13 protein-coding genes are annotated in these 14,860 nt (G+C 70.2%); 3 read left to right on the plus strand and 10 right to left on the minus strand.

Features of this window, described 5'->3' with window-relative positions; translation table 11 throughout:
• Nucleotides 1-17 precede the first annotated feature (17 nt).
• From AB3M90_RS09970 to AB3M90_RS09980, 3 genes are read left to right on the plus strand one after another with little or no spacing between them, the layout of a single operon-like run.
• A complete protein-coding gene (locus AB3M90_RS09970; protein ID WP_412951802.1) occupies nt 18-1,961 on the plus strand; it encodes a primary-amine oxidase in 1,944 nt (647 codons plus the stop codon).
• Between the two features lie 22 nt (nt 1,962-1,983).
• Nucleotides 1,984-3,012, plus strand: coding sequence for an SIS domain-containing protein (locus tag AB3M90_RS09975; RefSeq protein WP_412951803.1), 1,029 nt, complete (start codon nt 1,984-1,986; stop codon nt 3,010-3,012).
• A gap of 26 nt (nt 3,013-3,038) precedes the next feature.
• On the plus strand, nt 3,039-3,929 hold the full coding sequence (locus AB3M90_RS09980) for an N-acetylglucosamine kinase (protein ID WP_412951804.1): 891 nt from the start codon (nt 3,039-3,041) through the stop codon (nt 3,927-3,929).
• Nucleotides 3,930-3,935: 6 nt separating this feature from the next.
• Here AB3M90_RS09980 and AB3M90_RS09985 read toward each other — a convergent pair whose 3' ends face one another.
• The 10 genes from AB3M90_RS09985 to AB3M90_RS10030 all read right to left on the minus strand — a co-directional run bounded on the left by AB3M90_RS09985 (nt 3,936) and on the right by AB3M90_RS10030 (nt 14,838).
• Nucleotides 3,936-4,700 carry a GntR family transcriptional regulator gene (locus AB3M90_RS09985; protein WP_412951805.1) on the minus strand — a complete coding sequence of 255 codons (765 nt, stop codon included), beginning with the start codon at nt 4,698-4,700 and terminating at the stop codon, nt 3,936-3,938.
• Nucleotides 4,701-4,830: 130 nt separating this feature from the next.
• Nucleotides 4,831-5,949 (minus strand): Gfo/Idh/MocA family protein, encoded by a 1,119-nt coding sequence (locus tag AB3M90_RS09990; protein ID WP_412951806.1) that lies wholly within the window; start codon nt 5,947-5,949, stop codon nt 4,831-4,833.
• Nucleotides 5,946-6,680: a TIM barrel protein gene (locus AB3M90_RS09995; protein WP_412951807.1), complete on the minus strand. Its 735-nt coding sequence runs from the start codon at nt 6,678-6,680 to the stop codon at nt 5,946-5,948. Before AB3M90_RS09995 ends, AB3M90_RS09990 begins: the two co-directional genes overlap by 4 nt.
• Nucleotide 6,681: 1 nt before the next feature.
• A complete protein-coding gene (locus AB3M90_RS10000; RefSeq protein ID WP_412951808.1) occupies nt 6,682-7,665 on the minus strand; it encodes an NAD-dependent epimerase/dehydratase family protein in 984 nt (327 codons plus the stop codon).
• On the minus strand, nt 7,662-8,432 hold the full coding sequence (locus tag AB3M90_RS10005) for a sugar phosphate isomerase/epimerase family protein (protein ID WP_412951809.1): 771 nt from the start codon (nt 8,430-8,432) through the stop codon (nt 7,662-7,664). Before AB3M90_RS10005 ends, AB3M90_RS10000 begins: the two co-directional genes overlap by 4 nt.
• Nucleotides 8,429-9,076 (minus strand): ThuA domain-containing protein, encoded by a 648-nt coding sequence (locus AB3M90_RS10010; RefSeq protein WP_412951810.1) that lies wholly within the window; start codon nt 9,074-9,076, stop codon nt 8,429-8,431. The genes AB3M90_RS10005 and AB3M90_RS10010 overlap by 4 nt, the downstream gene beginning before the upstream one ends.
• A gap of 218 nt (nt 9,077-9,294) precedes the next feature.
• Nucleotides 9,295-10,938, minus strand: a complete 1,644-nt coding sequence (locus AB3M90_RS10015) for an ABC transporter substrate-binding protein (RefSeq protein WP_412951811.1) — start codon at nt 10,936-10,938, stop codon at nt 9,295-9,297.
• Between the two features lie 56 nt (nt 10,939-10,994).
• The gene (locus tag AB3M90_RS10020) at nt 10,995-11,978 is read right to left on the minus strand and encodes an ABC transporter ATP-binding protein (RefSeq protein ID WP_412951812.1); all 984 of its coding nucleotides are present in this window, start codon (nt 11,976-11,978) and stop codon (nt 10,995-10,997) included.
• Entirely contained in the window at nt 11,975-13,858 is a 1,884-nt protein-coding gene (locus AB3M90_RS10025) for a dipeptide/oligopeptide/nickel ABC transporter permease/ATP-binding protein (RefSeq protein ID WP_412951813.1), read from the minus strand. Before AB3M90_RS10025 ends, AB3M90_RS10020 begins: the two co-directional genes overlap by 4 nt.
• On the minus strand, nt 13,855-14,838 hold the full coding sequence (locus tag AB3M90_RS10030; RefSeq protein ID WP_412951814.1) for an ABC transporter permease: 984 nt from the start codon (nt 14,836-14,838) through the stop codon (nt 13,855-13,857). The genes AB3M90_RS10025 and AB3M90_RS10030 overlap by 4 nt, the downstream gene beginning before the upstream one ends.
• Between the last annotated feature and the right edge of the window lie 22 nt (nt 14,839-14,860).

A 14,860-nucleotide genomic window follows, 5' to 3' on the forward strand; every position in this document is an offset into this window, starting at 1 on the left:
ACAAGGAGAGATCCGCAATGACGACCATCCTGCCCGCGGGCGCGAACGCGCTCCTCGCCACGCTCGCCGCCGAGGAGATCGCCGCCAACCGCGCGACCCTCGAGGCCGCCGGCATCGCGACCGCCCAGACGCACTACTCCTACGTCGGCCTCGCCGCACCCGACAAGAGACGGCTCATCGCCGGCGAGGAGCTGCCGCGGCTGGTTCGCAGCTTCCTCATCGACATGACCACGGGCATCTCGCACGACGTCGTCGTCGACCCCGCCGCCCGGTCGGTGATCTCGTCGCGAGAGCTCGACCCCCATGTCGACGGGGCCGTGCCCGTGGTGCTGCGCGAGTTCGGGTTCGTCGAGGAGGTCGTCCATCAGGACGAGCGCTGGATCGCCGCGATGGCGAAGCGCGGCCTCACCGATCTCAGCCAGCTGCGCGTCAACCCCCTCTCGGCGGGCGTGCTCGCCGACGACGAGCGGGGGCGGCGCATCCAGCGCTGCTTCACCTTCGTGCAGCGCACCCCCGACGACCTGGGCTGGGCGCATCCCGTCGACGGCGTCACCGTGATGGTCGACGTCGTCACCGGCGAGGTGCTCGACGTGATCGACCACGTCGACCTCCCGGTGCCGCAGGAGGACGGCAACTACCACCTGCCTTCCTGGCGGGGCCCCGACCGCACGGGCCTGAAGCCCATCGAGATCAGCCAGCCCGAAGGGCCGAGCTTCTCGATCGACGAGCACGGCGTGCTCGACTGGGCGGGATGGCGTCTGCAGGTCGGCTTCGACCAGCGCGAAGGTCTCGTGCTGCACGACGTGTCGATCGCCGACGGCGGCGAGCAGCGCTCGGTGCTCTACCGAGCCTCGATCGCCGAGATGGTCGTGCCGTACGGCGACCCCAGTCCGCAGCGCTGGTTCCAGAACTTCTTCGACGGCGGCGAGTACCTGTTCGGCGGATTCGCGAACTCGCTCGAACTCGGCTGCGACTGCGTGGGCGACATCACCTACCTCGACGCCGTGGTCGCCGGCAACGACGGCGCCCCGCGCGTGGTGCGACAGGCCATCTGCATCCACGAGGAAGACGCCGGCATCCTGTGGAAGCACTCCGACAACTGGAACGGATCGTCCGAGACCCGCCGCAACCGCCGCCTCGTGGTCAGCTTCTTCATGACCGTCGGCAACTACGACTACGGCTTCTACTGGTACTTCGGCCTCGACGGCACGATCGAGTTCGAGGTCAAGGCGACCGGCATCGTCTTCACCTCCGCCCACCCCGGCAAGGGCTACCCGTTCGCGACCGAGGTCGCCCCGGGCCTCGGCGCCCCGAATCACCAGCACCTCTTCAGCGCCCGCCTCGACGTCGCCGTCGACGGACTGGCCAATGCGGTCGACGAGCTCGAGGCCGTGGCCGTGCCGCGCGGACCGCAGAATCCGCACGGCACCGGGTTCACGCAGAGCGTCACGCGCCTGCGCACCGAGTCCGAGGCGCAGCGCATCGCCTCCAACCTCACCGGCCGCACCTGGTTCGTCGGCAGCACCGAGGTGCAGAACCGTCTCGGCGAGCCGGTCGGATGGATGCTGTACCCCGAGGGCAAGCCGCTGCTCCTCGCCGACAGCGAGTCCGACATCCACAAGCGCGCCACGTTCACCACCAAGCATCTGTGGGTCACGCCGTACCAGCCCGATGAGCTGTATCCGGCGGGCGACTTCGTCAACCTGCACCCCGGCGGTGCGGGCCTGCCGCAGTGGGTCTCCGCCGACCGCTCGGTCGACGGCACCGACATCGTGCTGTGGCACACCTTCGGCCTCACCCACTTCCCGCGCGTCGAGGACTGGCCGATCATGCCCGTCGACACCTGCGGTTTCGTGCTCAAGCCGCACGGCTTCTTCGGGCGCAACCCCTCCCTCGACATCCCGGCATCCGACGCCCACTGCGCCGCGCCGGATCACCACGACCACCACGCCGGGCACTGACCGGTCGAGCACAAGGAACGACATGGACGGTTACATCAGCTACGCCGAGGCCACCGCGGGGCAGGCCGACGCTCTCGCCTCGGCGATCCCCCGGATCGAGACGCAGGTCGGCGCCCTGACCGCCGGCGGTGCCCTCGACGGCGTCGGCCCGCTCTTCCTCGGCATCGGCGCCAGTCTCGCCGCCACCGCCCCCGCCGTGTGGCACCTGCGCGAGCGCGGCATCACCGCCTGGCGCCTCGACGCGGGCGACACCCCGCTGCCGCTCACGACCGGTCGGCACCCCGTGGTCGGTGTCTCGCAGAGCGGGCGCAGCAGCGAGACCATCGCGGCACTCGAGACCATTCCCGCCTCGTCGCGCTACGGCGTCGTGAACACCGTGCCCTCACCGCTGGCCGAGCTCGCCACGCACCTCGTCGGGCTGGGCTCGATCCCCGACAGCTACGCCTCGACCATCGGCTACACCGCCACCGTCGTCGCCGTGAGCATGCTGGCCGAGGCGTGGGCGGGGGGTGTCGTCGACCCCGCATGGCATGACTTCGCCGCGATGTTCCGCGAGACTGAGACGGTGCTCGCTCCCTCCGTCGGCCGCGCCGCGGCACTGATCGCCTCGGCGCCCAGCCTCGACTTCGTCGGCGCAGGCCCGTCGACCGGCTCCGCCGAGGCGGGTGCGCTGCTCTTCCGCGAGGTCGCGCGCATCCCGGCGAGCGCGATGGGCACGCGGCAGTACCTGCACGGCTCGATGGAGTCCGCCGGTGAAGGGGCGCACGTGCTGTTCGGCAGCGACCGCGAGCACCGGGTGGCGCAGACGCTGAGTTCGGCCGGGCACCGTGTGGTGCTCATCACCACCGATGACGTCGCGGCCGACGCGCACCTCGAAGTCGTGCGGCTGCCGGAGACGTCGTCGAACGCCCGCGCCGTGCTCGAGGCCCTGGTCCTGCAGGGGCTCGTGGCTCGAGTCGCCGACCTGCGGGGCGTCGACATCGAGGAGTTCGTCTTCCACAACGACGACACCAAGGTCGACACCGGTCTGCAGGCCGGAGCCGCGCAGTGACACGACCGCCCGAAACCGCTGCGCCCATGATCGACCTGATCGTCGGCATGGACGTCGGCGGGACCAAGGCGGCCGTGCGCGCCACGACCCGTGAAGGTGCGCCGGTGGCCGATGCGGTGGCGAGCTCGGCGGAATGGGATGCCGAGCCTGCCGACGCGGCGGCGGACTGGCTGCTCGAGATCCTCAGCCGCGTCCTCCCCGACGGCGCGGCGATCGGCGCCCTCGCGATCGGCGCACAGGGACTCGACAACGACGAGGTCGCCCGCGACCTCGAGGCGGCGCTCCGGCGTCGCGGCGTCGAACGGGTGCGCTGCGTCAACGACGCCGCGCTGCTCGTCCCGGCGGCCGGCATCGACGCCGGCATCGGACTGATCGCGGGAACCGGTGCGATCGGCGTCGGCGCCGACCGCCGCGGGGCCGCCCTCGTGACGGGCGGCTGGGGCTGGGTCATCGGCGACGAGGCGGGTGCGGCGGGACTGGTGCGCGAGGCGACCCGCGCCGCGCTGCTCGCACACGACGACGGCGACCCCGACGACGGCCTCCTCTCCGCGCTGCTCGCCGACTTCGGGGCGGCGGATGCCGAGCGTCTGGCGCGACTCGTCAACGACGAGCCGACCATGGCCAACTGGGGTCCGCGCGCGCCCGCGGTCTTCCGCGCGGCCGACGCCGGGTCGTCTCTCGCCGCCGAGGTCGTCCGGGCCGGTGCCGCGCACCTCGTGAGGCTCGTCGATCAGCTGCGTCGTCGGGGCGCCGTCGGCGACGCGGTCGTCGCGGCGGGTGGCGTGATCACGGCGCAGCCGCGTCTCGCGGATGCCGTGCGCGAGCTGCTCGCGCGGCAGCATCCGGAGCTGCGTCTCGTGCTGCTGGACGAGCCGCCCGTCGCCGGCGCGTGGTTCCTCGCGAACCGGCTCGTCTGACCGCGCTCAGCGCGTCGGACCGGCGCCGCGGGTGAAGACCGTGCGCAGCCGGTACCGCTCGCCCACGTAGCGGATGGTCGAGAGCGAGACGACGCGACCGTCCGATCCGTGAGCGACCTGGCGCATCACCAGCAGGGGGCTGCCCTCGGTCACGTGCAGGGCCTCGGCCGACTGCGCATCGGCCTCACGCGCCTCGACGGTGCTGTCGGCGCGCTGCGGGCCCGATCCGGCGGCGTCGAGGAGGTCGTACAGCGACTCGGCCGAGAAGTCGGTGTCGGTCACGTCGGGCAGAAGCGCGGCGGGGACCACCGAGGCGTCGAGGGCGATGGGCACCCCGTCGAGCAGACGGATGCGGTCGAGCCGGAAGACGGGGGTGCCCGGCGCGACGCCGATCGCCTCGGCCTCGTCGAGGCTCGCGTAGCCCATCTCGGCGCGCAGCACGACCGAGGTCGACTCCAGCCCCATGCGGCGCGCGGTCTCGCTGAACGACTCGAGGCTGTTGGGCCACTCCTTCGCGACCGGGGCCGAGGCGACGTACCATCCGCGGCCGTGGGAGGAGCTCAGCACGCCCTCGTCGACGAGCTGCAGCAGCGCCTTGCGCAGCGTCACACGGCTGATGCCGAGCTGCGTGCAGAGCTCGCGCTCCGGCGGAAGCCGCATGCCCTCGCTCAGCCGGCCCGAGTCGATCTCGACCTTGATGAGATTCACCGCCTGGATCCACAGCGGCTCCGGGTAGTCCGCGCGGATCGGCGATTCACTGATGCTCGTCATCGTTGACCCCCTGGGCTGTAGATTTCGATTCGATTCCGGACAGCTCCGTGCGGAACGGTGCGCCTGAGCACCATACCAGTAACGACCACTTGCCAGTCCTCCACGACACCGCTTCCGTCGCCTCCGGTCATCAGGGGGAAGCCTCGTCGGGCCAGGCCGGCTCGTCAGGCCAGGCTGGCGCGACCGCGGGGAGGGGCTCGAAATCACCGTCGACGGCGACGGGGCGGCCGGCTTCGATCGATTCCTCGATCGCCAGCATCGTGTCGAGCACGTGGAACGCGAGCGCGCCGCTGGCCCGCGGTTCGCGGTCGGCACGGATGGCTTCCGCCATCTCGATCACCCCCACGCCCCGCCGTCGCTCGACGCCCGGTGGCGCGAGCTCGATCGGCTGCGGTTGCGGCTGACCCGACGGCACGAACGTGCTGGCGCCGTCGAACCCGCTCACCGGCACGGTCAGTGTGCCGCCCGAACCCGTGACCTCGAACAACTGCCGACGCACAGGCGAGTCGAAGCTGTAGATCGAGGTGCCGACCACGCCCGATCGGAAGCGCGTGAGAACGCTGACGTGCGTCCAGACCTCGACGGGGATGCGGTCGCCCGCGCGCTCGCCGTACGGCACGGTACGCACGTCGAAGGCACGGTGACCCCGCGCCTGCACCGTGTCGACCGGGCCGAACAGCAGGGCCAGGGTCGTGAGGTAGTACGGGCCGATGTCGAACAGCGGGCCCGCACCGCGGGCGAACAGGAACTCGGGGCGCGGATGCCACGCGTCGGGCCCCGGCCCCTGCATGAGGGTGAGCACGGTCTGCGGCGTGCCGATCCGCCCGTCGGCGATCAGCTGCTGCGAGTACTGGATGCCGCGGCCGAGCACCGTGTCGGGGGCGTTGCCCACGCGCACCCCCGCCGCCGTGGCCGCATCGAGCACTGCTCGAGCCGACGCGCGATCGAGCGCGAGGGGCTTCTCGCCCCAGACGTGCTTCCCGGCGGCGATCGCCTCGAGCGCGACCTGGGCGTGCACGGCCGGGATCGTGAGGTTCACGACCAGCTCGAGCCCGGGCAGGGCGAGGAGGCCGGCGGTGTCGCCGGAGAAGGGCACGCCATAGGTGGCCGCCTGCGCGGCCGCCCGGGAACGGTCGAGGTCGGCGATCCCGATGACGTCGATCCCCGGAGCCGCGCAGAGGGTCGTGAGGTACTCGTCCGAGATGTTGCCCGCCCCGACGACACCGACGCGCACGGGTCCGCCGCTCACGAGAGGGCCTCTTGGAAGAACCGGGTGTTGCGCTCGATCGCGGGCATCGGATCGCCGTCGACGACGACCTCGACCACGACGAGCTCCGCCGTGCGCGCGGCCAGCGCCGTGACCTCGCGCATCCGCCCCACGACGGGCACGCCGAGCGTGGGCGGATCATCGGGCTCGGGCTCCTCGTCGTTGACGTGCACGAAACGGATGCGGGAGCCCCGTCGCGGCAGCAGCTCGAAGACGTCGGCTCCGCCGACGCTCGCCCAGAAGGTGTCGACCTCGAGCACGACCCGCTCGTCGAGCAAGTCCACGAGCAGCTCCCAGGCGGCGCGCCCGTCGATCAGCGTCGAGAACTCGAAGTCGTGGTTGTGGTATCCGACGCGCAGCCCGTCGGCGGCGGCGCGCTCCGCGGCGGCGTTGATGCGCGCAGCGAGCGACTCCACGCCCGCGCGGTCGGCGAAGAGCGCAGGGTCGGCCCACGGCACGATCAGCGTCTCGACGCCCACCGCCTTCGCCGCGGCCAGGACCTCGTCGATCGGCGCGTCGAGAAGCTTGACGTGCGCGGTCGGCGCCGCGAGGCCGGCGGCCGCGAGCTCGTCGGCCAGCCGCTGCGGATCGCGGAGGATGTCGTAGGGCTCGACCCGGGCGTAGCCGAGGTCGGCGAGGCGCTGCAGGGTCTCGGGCCGCTTCTCGCCGAGCTCGGTGCGGACGCTGTACAGCTGGAGGGAGAGGTCGGTCATGTCATCCGTTCGCGATCAGGCGGTCGAAGGCCGCCGACAGGTCGTCGTCGAACGCGCGGCGGGACGCGTCCTCCTCGTGCCAGGCGATGATGCGGCGCGCCCCCTCCGAGAACGAGATCCGCGGGTGGTAGCCGGGCACCAGCCGCCGCAGCTTCGTCGTGTCGAAGAGGATCGAGTGGCGGAAGTCCTCCTGCAGCACCTCGGCCCACCCGGGGACCGCACGTCCGATCGCCTCGCTCGAGAAGTGCGCGAGTCGTGGATCGCGGATGCCGGCGGCCGTGGCCAGCGTCGTGTGGATCTGGTCCCACGTGAGGATGTCGCCGCCGACGAGGTTGACGCTCTCGCCGATCGCGTGCGTGTTGCCCAGCAGCGGGATCAGCGCCCGTGCCACGTCGCTCGAGTGGGTCAGCGTCCACAGCGATGTGCCGTCGCCGTGGACGACGGAGGGCAGACCGCGCCGCATCCTCTCGATCGCCGTCCACGTCACCGGGAAGATCATGGTCGTCTCGTCGTACGTGTGCATCGGCCGCACGATCGTGAGCGGCAGCCCCCGTTCGCGGTACGCCTCTTCGAGCACCAGCTCGGCCGCGAGCTTCTCGCGAGCGTACCCGAAGACCGGATGCCGGCGCGGGCTCGACTCGGTGATCGGCAGCTGGGGCACGGGGCGGCCGAAGACCGAGCAGGTGCTGACGAACACGTACTGGCCCGTGCGTCCGGCGAAGCGCTCCACGTCGGGACGCACGTCGTTCGGGGAGAACCCGACCCAGTTCACCACGACGTCGTACTCAGCGCCGTCGAGCGCGTCGTCGAGCGCCGCCCGATCGCGGACGTCGGCGCGGATGCCGCGCACCTCGGCCGGCAGCCGGCGCCGATGCTCGCCACGGGTCACGACCGTGAGGTCGATCCCCTGCTCCACCGCCTCGCGCGCGACCGCCGAGCCGATCATGCCCGCACCGCCCAGGAAGAGCACCCGCAGCGCGCTCATCGCGCACCCGCCGTCACGCCGTGCTCGGTGAGGTAGCGGTACGACTCGGCGAGCGCGTCGAACGGGTCGACGTCGAGCTTCTCCAGCTCGACGATGTGCCACTCGAGCGTCGACGGCTCGCGCAGCGCGCCCAGAACGTCGACCGTCCCCTGCCCGATCGGCACGAGCGTGTCGCCGCCGTAGGTGAGCGCCGGGCCGTCCTTCACGTGCAGGTAGCGCAGACGCGAGCCGATCGACCGCACGACCGCGGCGGGAGACGCGCCGCCCACCGCCGCCCAGTACATGTCGAACTCGACGCGGGCGTCGGGATGCAGGCGCTCGAGCAGCTGGTCGTAGGCGCTCCGGCCGTCGATGACGTTCCGGAACTCCGCGTGGTGGTTGTGATACGCCACGGTCATGCCGTAGGCCTTCGCCGCCTCGACCCCTCCGTTCACGCGCTCGAGCCCCCGCTCGATCGCGTCGAGCGAGTCGAACTCCTCCGCCTCCATGCTCCAGGCGAGGTTGGGGGCGCCGAGCTCGGCGTACTCGTCGAGGATGCGCGCGGCATCCGGCCCGAAGGGGAACGGTGCATGCGAGCTCACGAGGGTCAGGCCCGTGCGCTGCAGCATCCGCTTCACGTCGGCCGCGGAGCGGCCATGCAGGCCGTAGGTCTCGACGCCCTGATAGCCGAGGACGGCGATGCGCTCGAGCGTACCCTCGAAATCGTCGTCGAGCAGCGCGTCGACCGTGTAGAGCATGACGGCCGCGCCGGGCAGCGCGGCGCTCATGCGCGACCCGCCCAGCGGATCGCCTGGGCGACGAGCCGCCGGAAGGACGGCTCGCCCCACGAGCGCATGTCGTGCCCGAGGGCGAGGTAGACGACCCGGCCCTCGCCGACCTCGCGCGCGTACAGCACGGGGATGCGCACGCCGTCGTCTCGCGTGCGCTCGGCGAGCACGAGGTGGTCGTCGTCGGCGAAGGCGAACTCGTAGTACTCGTCGAAGAGCTCGAAGCCCGAGACGCCGTCGGTGATCGGATGCTGCGCCATGACGTCGATGCGATGACGGCCCTCGTGATGCCCGGGGCCGTGCGAGAGGTAGTGGTTGCCGAGCAGGTCGAAGAACGCCCGGTCGGCGCCCTCGGGGTCGCTCATCACGTTCGACATGTGCAGCGCGACGAGACCCTTGCCGGCCGCGACCGACGCGGCGAGCGCGGCCTGCTGCTCCGCGGGGAACGAGGCGCCGGAGGTGTAGAGCACGAAGACGTCGGCATCCGCCGTCTCGGGCCGTGCGTTCACGAAGCGCTGCAGGCCGACCGCGGGAGCCGTGGCGAATCCCGCTCCGGCGCCGATGCGGGTGAGGACGTCGGCGGCGCCCAGGAGGTCGTGATGGGTGTCATCGCCGCCGACGACGACGAGGGCGCGGGTGGACATGTGTGTCTCCTCGGGGTTTGCGTTGAGGGCCCTTCGACAGGCTCAGGGACCCAGGTGGTTCCGACAGGCTCAGGGACCCAGGTGGTTCCGACGAGCTCAGGGTCCCAGGGATCGACAGGCTCAGGGACGATGGGTCTCAGGGATCGACAGGCTCAGGGACGATGGGTCCCAGGGTTCGACAGGCTCAGGGACGATGGGTCCCTGAGCCTGTCGAAGGGTCACTTCGGCTGGAGCTCCAGCGCGACGACCGGGTTGACGAAGGCGCCCCAGTACGGGTCGGCCTCCTCGGGCCAGCCGGTGGCCTTCTTCTCGCTCCACCCGGCGTACGCCTGGTAGTACGAGAGCACGAGCCACGGCATCTCCTCGATGAACTGCTCCTCGAGACCCGTGACGGCGGCGGTGCGCTCCTCGTCGGTGGTCGCGGCGAAGTAGTCGGCGAAGTACTGCGCGATCTCCGGGTCCTCGGTGCGCTGGATGTTCTGGTACGTCGGGATCGCCTCGCCGATCGGCAGCGAGTAGGCGGCGTTCATCCACGAGTCGTACAGGTTCACCGCGAGGATCTGGGTGGCGATCGGGTAGCCGATCGTCGCCTGGAACTCTCCCTTGCTGGTGATGCCGTTGATCGCCTCGACGGCGACGCCGTTGACGTCGACCTTGAAGCCGGCCTCCTTGAGGTTCGACTGGATGATCTGCGCGGCGGCGACCTGCTCGGTGAACGCCTGCGGGATCGTGATCTCGAAGGCCAGCTGCTGGCCGTCGCGCTCGTAGTACCCGTCGGAGCCCATCGTGAATCCGATCCCCTCGAGGATCTTCTTCGCGCCGTCGAGGTCGAACTCGTACACCTCGTCTTCGAGACCGGGGGCGATCGCGTCTTCGAACACCGGCAGCGGCAGGCCGCCCTTCCAGGTCGCGGCCGGCCGGTTGGCGACGTCGGCGACCTGCTGACGGTCGATCGCGAGGCTGGCGGCCTCGCGGATCTCGCGCTCGTTGAAGGGGAAGTTCTGATTGTTGGTGATGAGGCCGTCCGCACCGACGACGGACCACAGGATGTGGAAGTCGTCGCTCTTGGAGAGGAAGGTCTCCTCGACGTTCGCCATGTAGCAGCTGCACCAGTCGACGTCACCCTGCACCATCGCCTGCGACACCGCCGTGTTGTCCTTGTACGGGACGAAGCGCAGCCCGTCGATCGCCGGCTTGCCCTTCTGCCAGTAGTCCGGGTTCTTCAGCAGGGTGTAGCTCTCGGGCGTGAAGGTGTCGAGCACGAAGGGCCCGGTGCCGACCGGCTTCTCGTCGGGGTAGCCGGCGACGTCGTCGATCTTGCCGTACACGTGCTCCGGCACGATGCTCAGGTAGATGATCTTGTCGAAGAAGTTCTCCGACGGGGTGGCGAAGGTGAGGACGACCGAGTGCTCGTCCGGGGCCGTGATCGTGTCGAACTGGATGCCGGTGAGGTTCAGCTCGGGGTGGTCCTTGATGAGCTGGTAGCTGTACACGACATCGTCGCTGGTGAAGGCCTCGCCGTCGGTCCAAGAGACGCCGTCGCGCAGCTGGAGCGTGAGCTGGGTGCCCTCGGGGTTCCACTCCCACTCGGTCGCGAGCCACGGCTTGAAGTCGCCGGCCTTGGTGGTGTTCACCTGCACGAGCGGCTCGTAGATCATGCCCTCGGAGCCGAGCTGGTAGGCGGTGGTGGGGAGGTAGGGGTTGAAGACCTTCTGGACGGAGGCGGACGAGCGGCCGACCGTGAGGATCGTGTCGCCTCCTCCGGAGTTCGCTGCGCTCGGGGCACAGGCGACGAGGCCGGTGATCAGGGCGGCGACGGCCATCGTGGCGATCGCTGCGCGCTTCGACGTGCGCATGGGCATGCCGACTTCCTTTCGTTGTGACGGGGAGAACACTTCGGTTGTTGCGGTACTGCGTGTCATACGGACTGCGGATGCGCCGGCCCGGGGGCGCCTGTTCCCTCCTTCCCGTCGATGCGGTTCTCGGCGAGCAGGCGGGCCACGCTCTCGTCGTCGTCCCACTCCCGGGCCCAGTGCAGGCCCTCGTCGGCTCCCGAGGCGGTCGGGTCGGTGTCGGAGACGAGGACTTCCGGATGCCGCATCCGCCGGCTCACGTCGACGACGAACGGCTCCGATCGAGGGTCGGGTGCGGCACGGACGAGGAGCTGGGTGTACGGATGGACCGGCACCGAGATGACGTCGTCGCTCGGACCGCGCTCGACCACGCGCCCGTTGCGCATCACGACGATCCGGCTCGAGAAGTGACGGGCGGTCGCGAGGTCGTGGGTGATGTAGAGCACCGCGAGATTGCGCTCGAGCTTGAGCGCGTCGAGCAGTTCGAGGATCTCCATGCGGATCGACACGTCGAGCATCGACACCGGCTCGTCGGCGATCAGCACCTCGGGTCGAGGCGCGAGCGCCCGGGCGATCGCCACGCGCTGCCGCTGCCCGCCCGAGAGCTCGTGGGGGAACTTGTCGAGGTACTCCGCCGAGAGGTTCACCGAGTCGAGCAGACGCTCGAGCTCGGCCTGCTCTTCTCTCGGCCCGCGGACGATGCGATGCACGCGCAGCGGACGCCGCAGGTGATGGCGGACGGTGCGCAGGGGGTTGAGCGATGCGAAGGGGTCTTGGAACACCATCTGCACGCGCGAGCGGTAGGCGCGGATGCCGTTCTGACCGCGCGGCACGACCTCGTCGTCGAGACGGAGCTCGCCCGAGGTCGGGTCGGTGATCCGGAGGATCATCTTGGCCATGGTCGACTTGCCGCTGCCCGACTCGCCCACCAGCGCCACGGTCTCGCCGGGACGCACCGTGAGCGAGACGCCGTCGACGGCGCGCAGCGTCGCGCCGCGGCGGCCCAGGTGGTAGTCCTTGGTCAGGTCGACCGCGTGCAGAGTGGTCATCGTGCTCCCACCTCCTCGGAGGCGGACGGGCCGTCCTCCGCGATGTATCGCCCGCCGCCGGCGACCGGTCCGTCGCCGCGCAGGCTCGGGAACGATCGCAGCAGGTGACGGGTGTAGTCGTGCTGGGCGTCGTCGAGCAGCGCCGCCGGGGTGTCGAGCTCGACGAGTCGGCCCTTGCGCATCACGCCGACGCGGTCGCTGATCTCGAGCAGCAGCCCCAGGTCGTGCGTGATGAACATCACCGCGAACCCGAAGTCGTGGCGCAGGCGGGCGATCTCGTCGATGATGCTGCGCTGCACGATCACGTCGAGCGCCGTGGTGGGCTCGTCCATGATGATGACCCGAGGCTTGAGCGACAGCGCCATCGCGATCATGACGCGCTGCCGCATCCCGCCGCTGAGCTGATGCGGGTAGCTGGCCAGACGGATCGGGTCGATGCCGACCGTGCGCAGCAGCTCGGCCGCGCGTCGCCGGCGCTCGTCCTTGCTCAGGCGCAGATCGTGATCGATGAAGATGTCCTCGATCTGATCGCCGATCGTGATCACCGGGTTGAGCGCGTTCATCGCCGACTGCAGCACCATCGCGATCTCCGACCAGCGGAACGCCTTCAGCTCGCGGTCGTCGAGTGCCAGGACGTCGATCTGCTCGCCGTCGCGTCCGGTGTAGACGATCCGCCCGCCGACGATCACCGCCGGCGGCCGCAGCAGTCGCGTCACCGCATAGGCCAGCGTGGTCTTGCCCGATCCCGACTCGCCGGCGAGCCCGACGATCTCGCCGCGGTGGAGAGTGAGGCTGACGTCGTCGACCGCGCGGAAGGCGCCGTCGTGCGTCTGGTAGTCGACCGAGAGGTTCGAGATCTCCAGCACGGCCTCGCCGGCGACGAAGGCGGTCTCCTCGTCGAGGTCGCGACGCGGCCGGCGCAGGTTCAGCAGCGGCTGGCGCGGGCGCGAGAACTGCGTCTTGGTGCCGGCCTTGGTGCCGAGCCCGGCAGCGCGCAGTCGCGGGTTGACGAACTCGTCGATGCCGAAGTTGACCAGCGCCAGGGCTGTGCCGACGACGGCGATGGCGAGCCCCGGTGGCACGAACCACCACCACGCCCCGAACAGCAGGGCCGAGCTGTTCTGCGCCCAGTAGAGGATGCCGCCCCACGACCACTCGGTGACGTCGGTCATGCCGAGGAACGCGAGGCCGGCCTGGGTGAGGATGCCGCCGGTCACCGTCGCCAGGAACGACGACGCCACGATCGCGAGCATGTTCGGCAGGATCTCGCTCCAGATGATGCGGAACGTGCGGTCTCCGGCGACGCGGGCCGCCTCGACGAAGTCGCGGTTCCGCAGCGACAGCGTCTGCGCACGCAGCACCCGCGCGCCCCAGGCCCAGCCCGTGATGGAGATGACGATGATGATGCCGATGGAGCCGGTGCTCGGGAGATAGCCCGCGAGGATCACGACCAGCGGCAGCCCCGGGATCACCAGGAAGATGTTCGAGAGCACCGAGAGCAGCTCGTCGCCGATGCCCCCGACGTAGCCGGCGGTGAGGCCGACGATGAGCGAGAGAGCCGTGGCGAAGAACGCCGAGACGACGCCGACGAACATCGAGATGCGTGTTCCGTAGACCATCTGGGCGAACAGATCCTGCCCCGTGTGCGTGGTTCCCAGCCAGTGCTCCGGCGACGGGGGCAGCAGCACCTCCGTGCTCACGGCGCTCGGGTCGGTCGTGACGAACATCGGGCCGAAGACGGCGATGAGCACGAACAGCAGGAACACCGATCCGCCGACGATGATCTTCCCGGAGCGCAGGCCGCGCAGCCAGTCGAGGTTCCGCCCCCTCGCGGCGGGGCGCTGCGGAGCGGCGAGGGTGGCGGTGAGGGGGGTCGTCATCGGCGTGCCTCCTGCCGGGTGCGGGGATCGAGCATCACGTAGGCGAAGTCCGCCACGAGGTTCGCGACGAGGACGGTGATGGTGATCACGAGGAAGATGCCCTGCATCAGCGGATAGTCCTGCTGCTGCACGGCCTGGAAGAGGGTGTAGCCGAGACCCGGGTAGTTGAAGACCACCTCGGTGACGATCGACCCGCCCACGAGGAAGCCCAGCGACATCGCGAAGCTCGCGAGCGACGGCAGCACGGCGTTGCGTCCGGCGTAGGTGCTCATCACCCGGCCGGTGCGCAGCCCCTTGGCCTGCGCGAGCAGCACGTAGTCCTCGCTCAGCGTGGTGACCATCATGTTGCGCATGCCGAGCAGCCAGCCGCCGATCGACGACACGATGATGGTGATGGCGGGCAGCATCCCGTACGAGATGACGCTGCCGATGAACTCGAGGGAGAAGCCCGGCGTGAGCCCGGGCTGATAGCCGCCCGACAGCGGGAACCATCGCAGCAGCACCGCGAAGACGTAGACCATGATCAGGCCGAACCAGAAGTACGGGATCGAGGAGATGAACGTCGTCGCCGGCACGAGCCCGTCGAGCCACGATCCGCGACGCCAGCCGACGAGCATCCCGAGCCCGACGCCGATGATGAAGCTCAGCACCGTGCAGATGCCGATCAGCGACAGTGTCCACGGCAGGCCCTGGAGGATCATGGTCGACACCGGTGAGGGGTAGGCGCTGATGGACACCCCGAGATCGCCGGTGAAGATGTCGCCCCAGTACTGCCAGTACTGGTTCCACAGGTTCGTGTCGCCCTGGCCGAACAGCTCGCGGAGCGCGTACACCGCCTCCGGGCTGAGCTTGCCCTGGAACCGGGTCAGCATCCGCTCGATCGGGTCACCCGGCATCATCCGGGGGAGGAAGAAGTTGATCGTGATCGCCGCGAAGGCGGTGATCAGGTAGAACAGTCCTCGCCGCAGGAGCACCCTCATGCCACGGCCTCTCTCATCGCAT

Source organism: Microbacterium martis, assembly GCF_047246685.1.
In the GTDB taxonomy this organism is placed as follows: domain Bacteria; phylum Actinomycetota; class Actinomycetes; order Actinomycetales; family Microbacteriaceae; genus Microbacterium.

What these genes read in the sequence shown, in the direction of transcription:
- AB3M90_RS10000 (WP_412951808.1), bottom strand. Translation starts at nt 7,665, where the DNA reads ATGAGCGCGCTGCGGGTGCTCTTCCTGGGCGGTGCGGGCATGATCGGC.
- AB3M90_RS10025 (WP_412951813.1), bottom strand. Translation starts at nt 13,858, where the DNA reads ATGACGACCCCCCTCACCGCCACCCTCGCCGCTCCGCAGCGCCCCGCC.
- AB3M90_RS09985 (WP_412951805.1), bottom strand. Translation starts at nt 4,700, where the DNA reads ATGACGAGCATCAGTGAATCGCCGATCCGCGCGGACTACCCGGAGCCG.
- AB3M90_RS09995 (WP_412951807.1), bottom strand. Translation starts at nt 6,680, where the DNA reads ATGACCGACCTCTCCCTCCAGCTGTACAGCGTCCGCACCGAGCTCGGC.
- AB3M90_RS09975 (WP_412951803.1), top strand. Translation starts at nt 1,984, where the DNA reads ATGGACGGTTACATCAGCTACGCCGAGGCCACCGCGGGGCAGGCCGAC.
- AB3M90_RS10005 (WP_412951809.1), bottom strand. Translation starts at nt 8,432, where the DNA reads ATGAGCGCCGCGCTGCCCGGCGCGGCCGTCATGCTCTACACGGTCGAC.
- AB3M90_RS09980 (WP_412951804.1), top strand. Translation starts at nt 3,039, where the DNA reads ATGATCGACCTGATCGTCGGCATGGACGTCGGCGGGACCAAGGCGGCC.
- AB3M90_RS09970 (WP_412951802.1), top strand. Translation starts at nt 18, where the DNA reads ATGACGACCATCCTGCCCGCGGGCGCGAACGCGCTCCTCGCCACGCTC.
- AB3M90_RS10015 (WP_412951811.1), bottom strand. Translation starts at nt 10,938, where the DNA reads ATGCCCATGCGCACGTCGAAGCGCGCAGCGATCGCCACGATGGCCGTC.
- AB3M90_RS10010 (WP_412951810.1), bottom strand. Translation starts at nt 9,076, where the DNA reads ATGTCCACCCGCGCCCTCGTCGTCGTCGGCGGCGATGACACCCATCAC.
- AB3M90_RS10020 (WP_412951812.1), bottom strand. Translation starts at nt 11,978, where the DNA reads ATGACCACTCTGCACGCGGTCGACCTGACCAAGGACTACCACCTGGGC.
- AB3M90_RS10030 (WP_412951814.1), bottom strand. Translation starts at nt 14,838, where the DNA reads ATGAGGGTGCTCCTGCGGCGAGGACTGTTCTACCTGATCACCGCCTTC.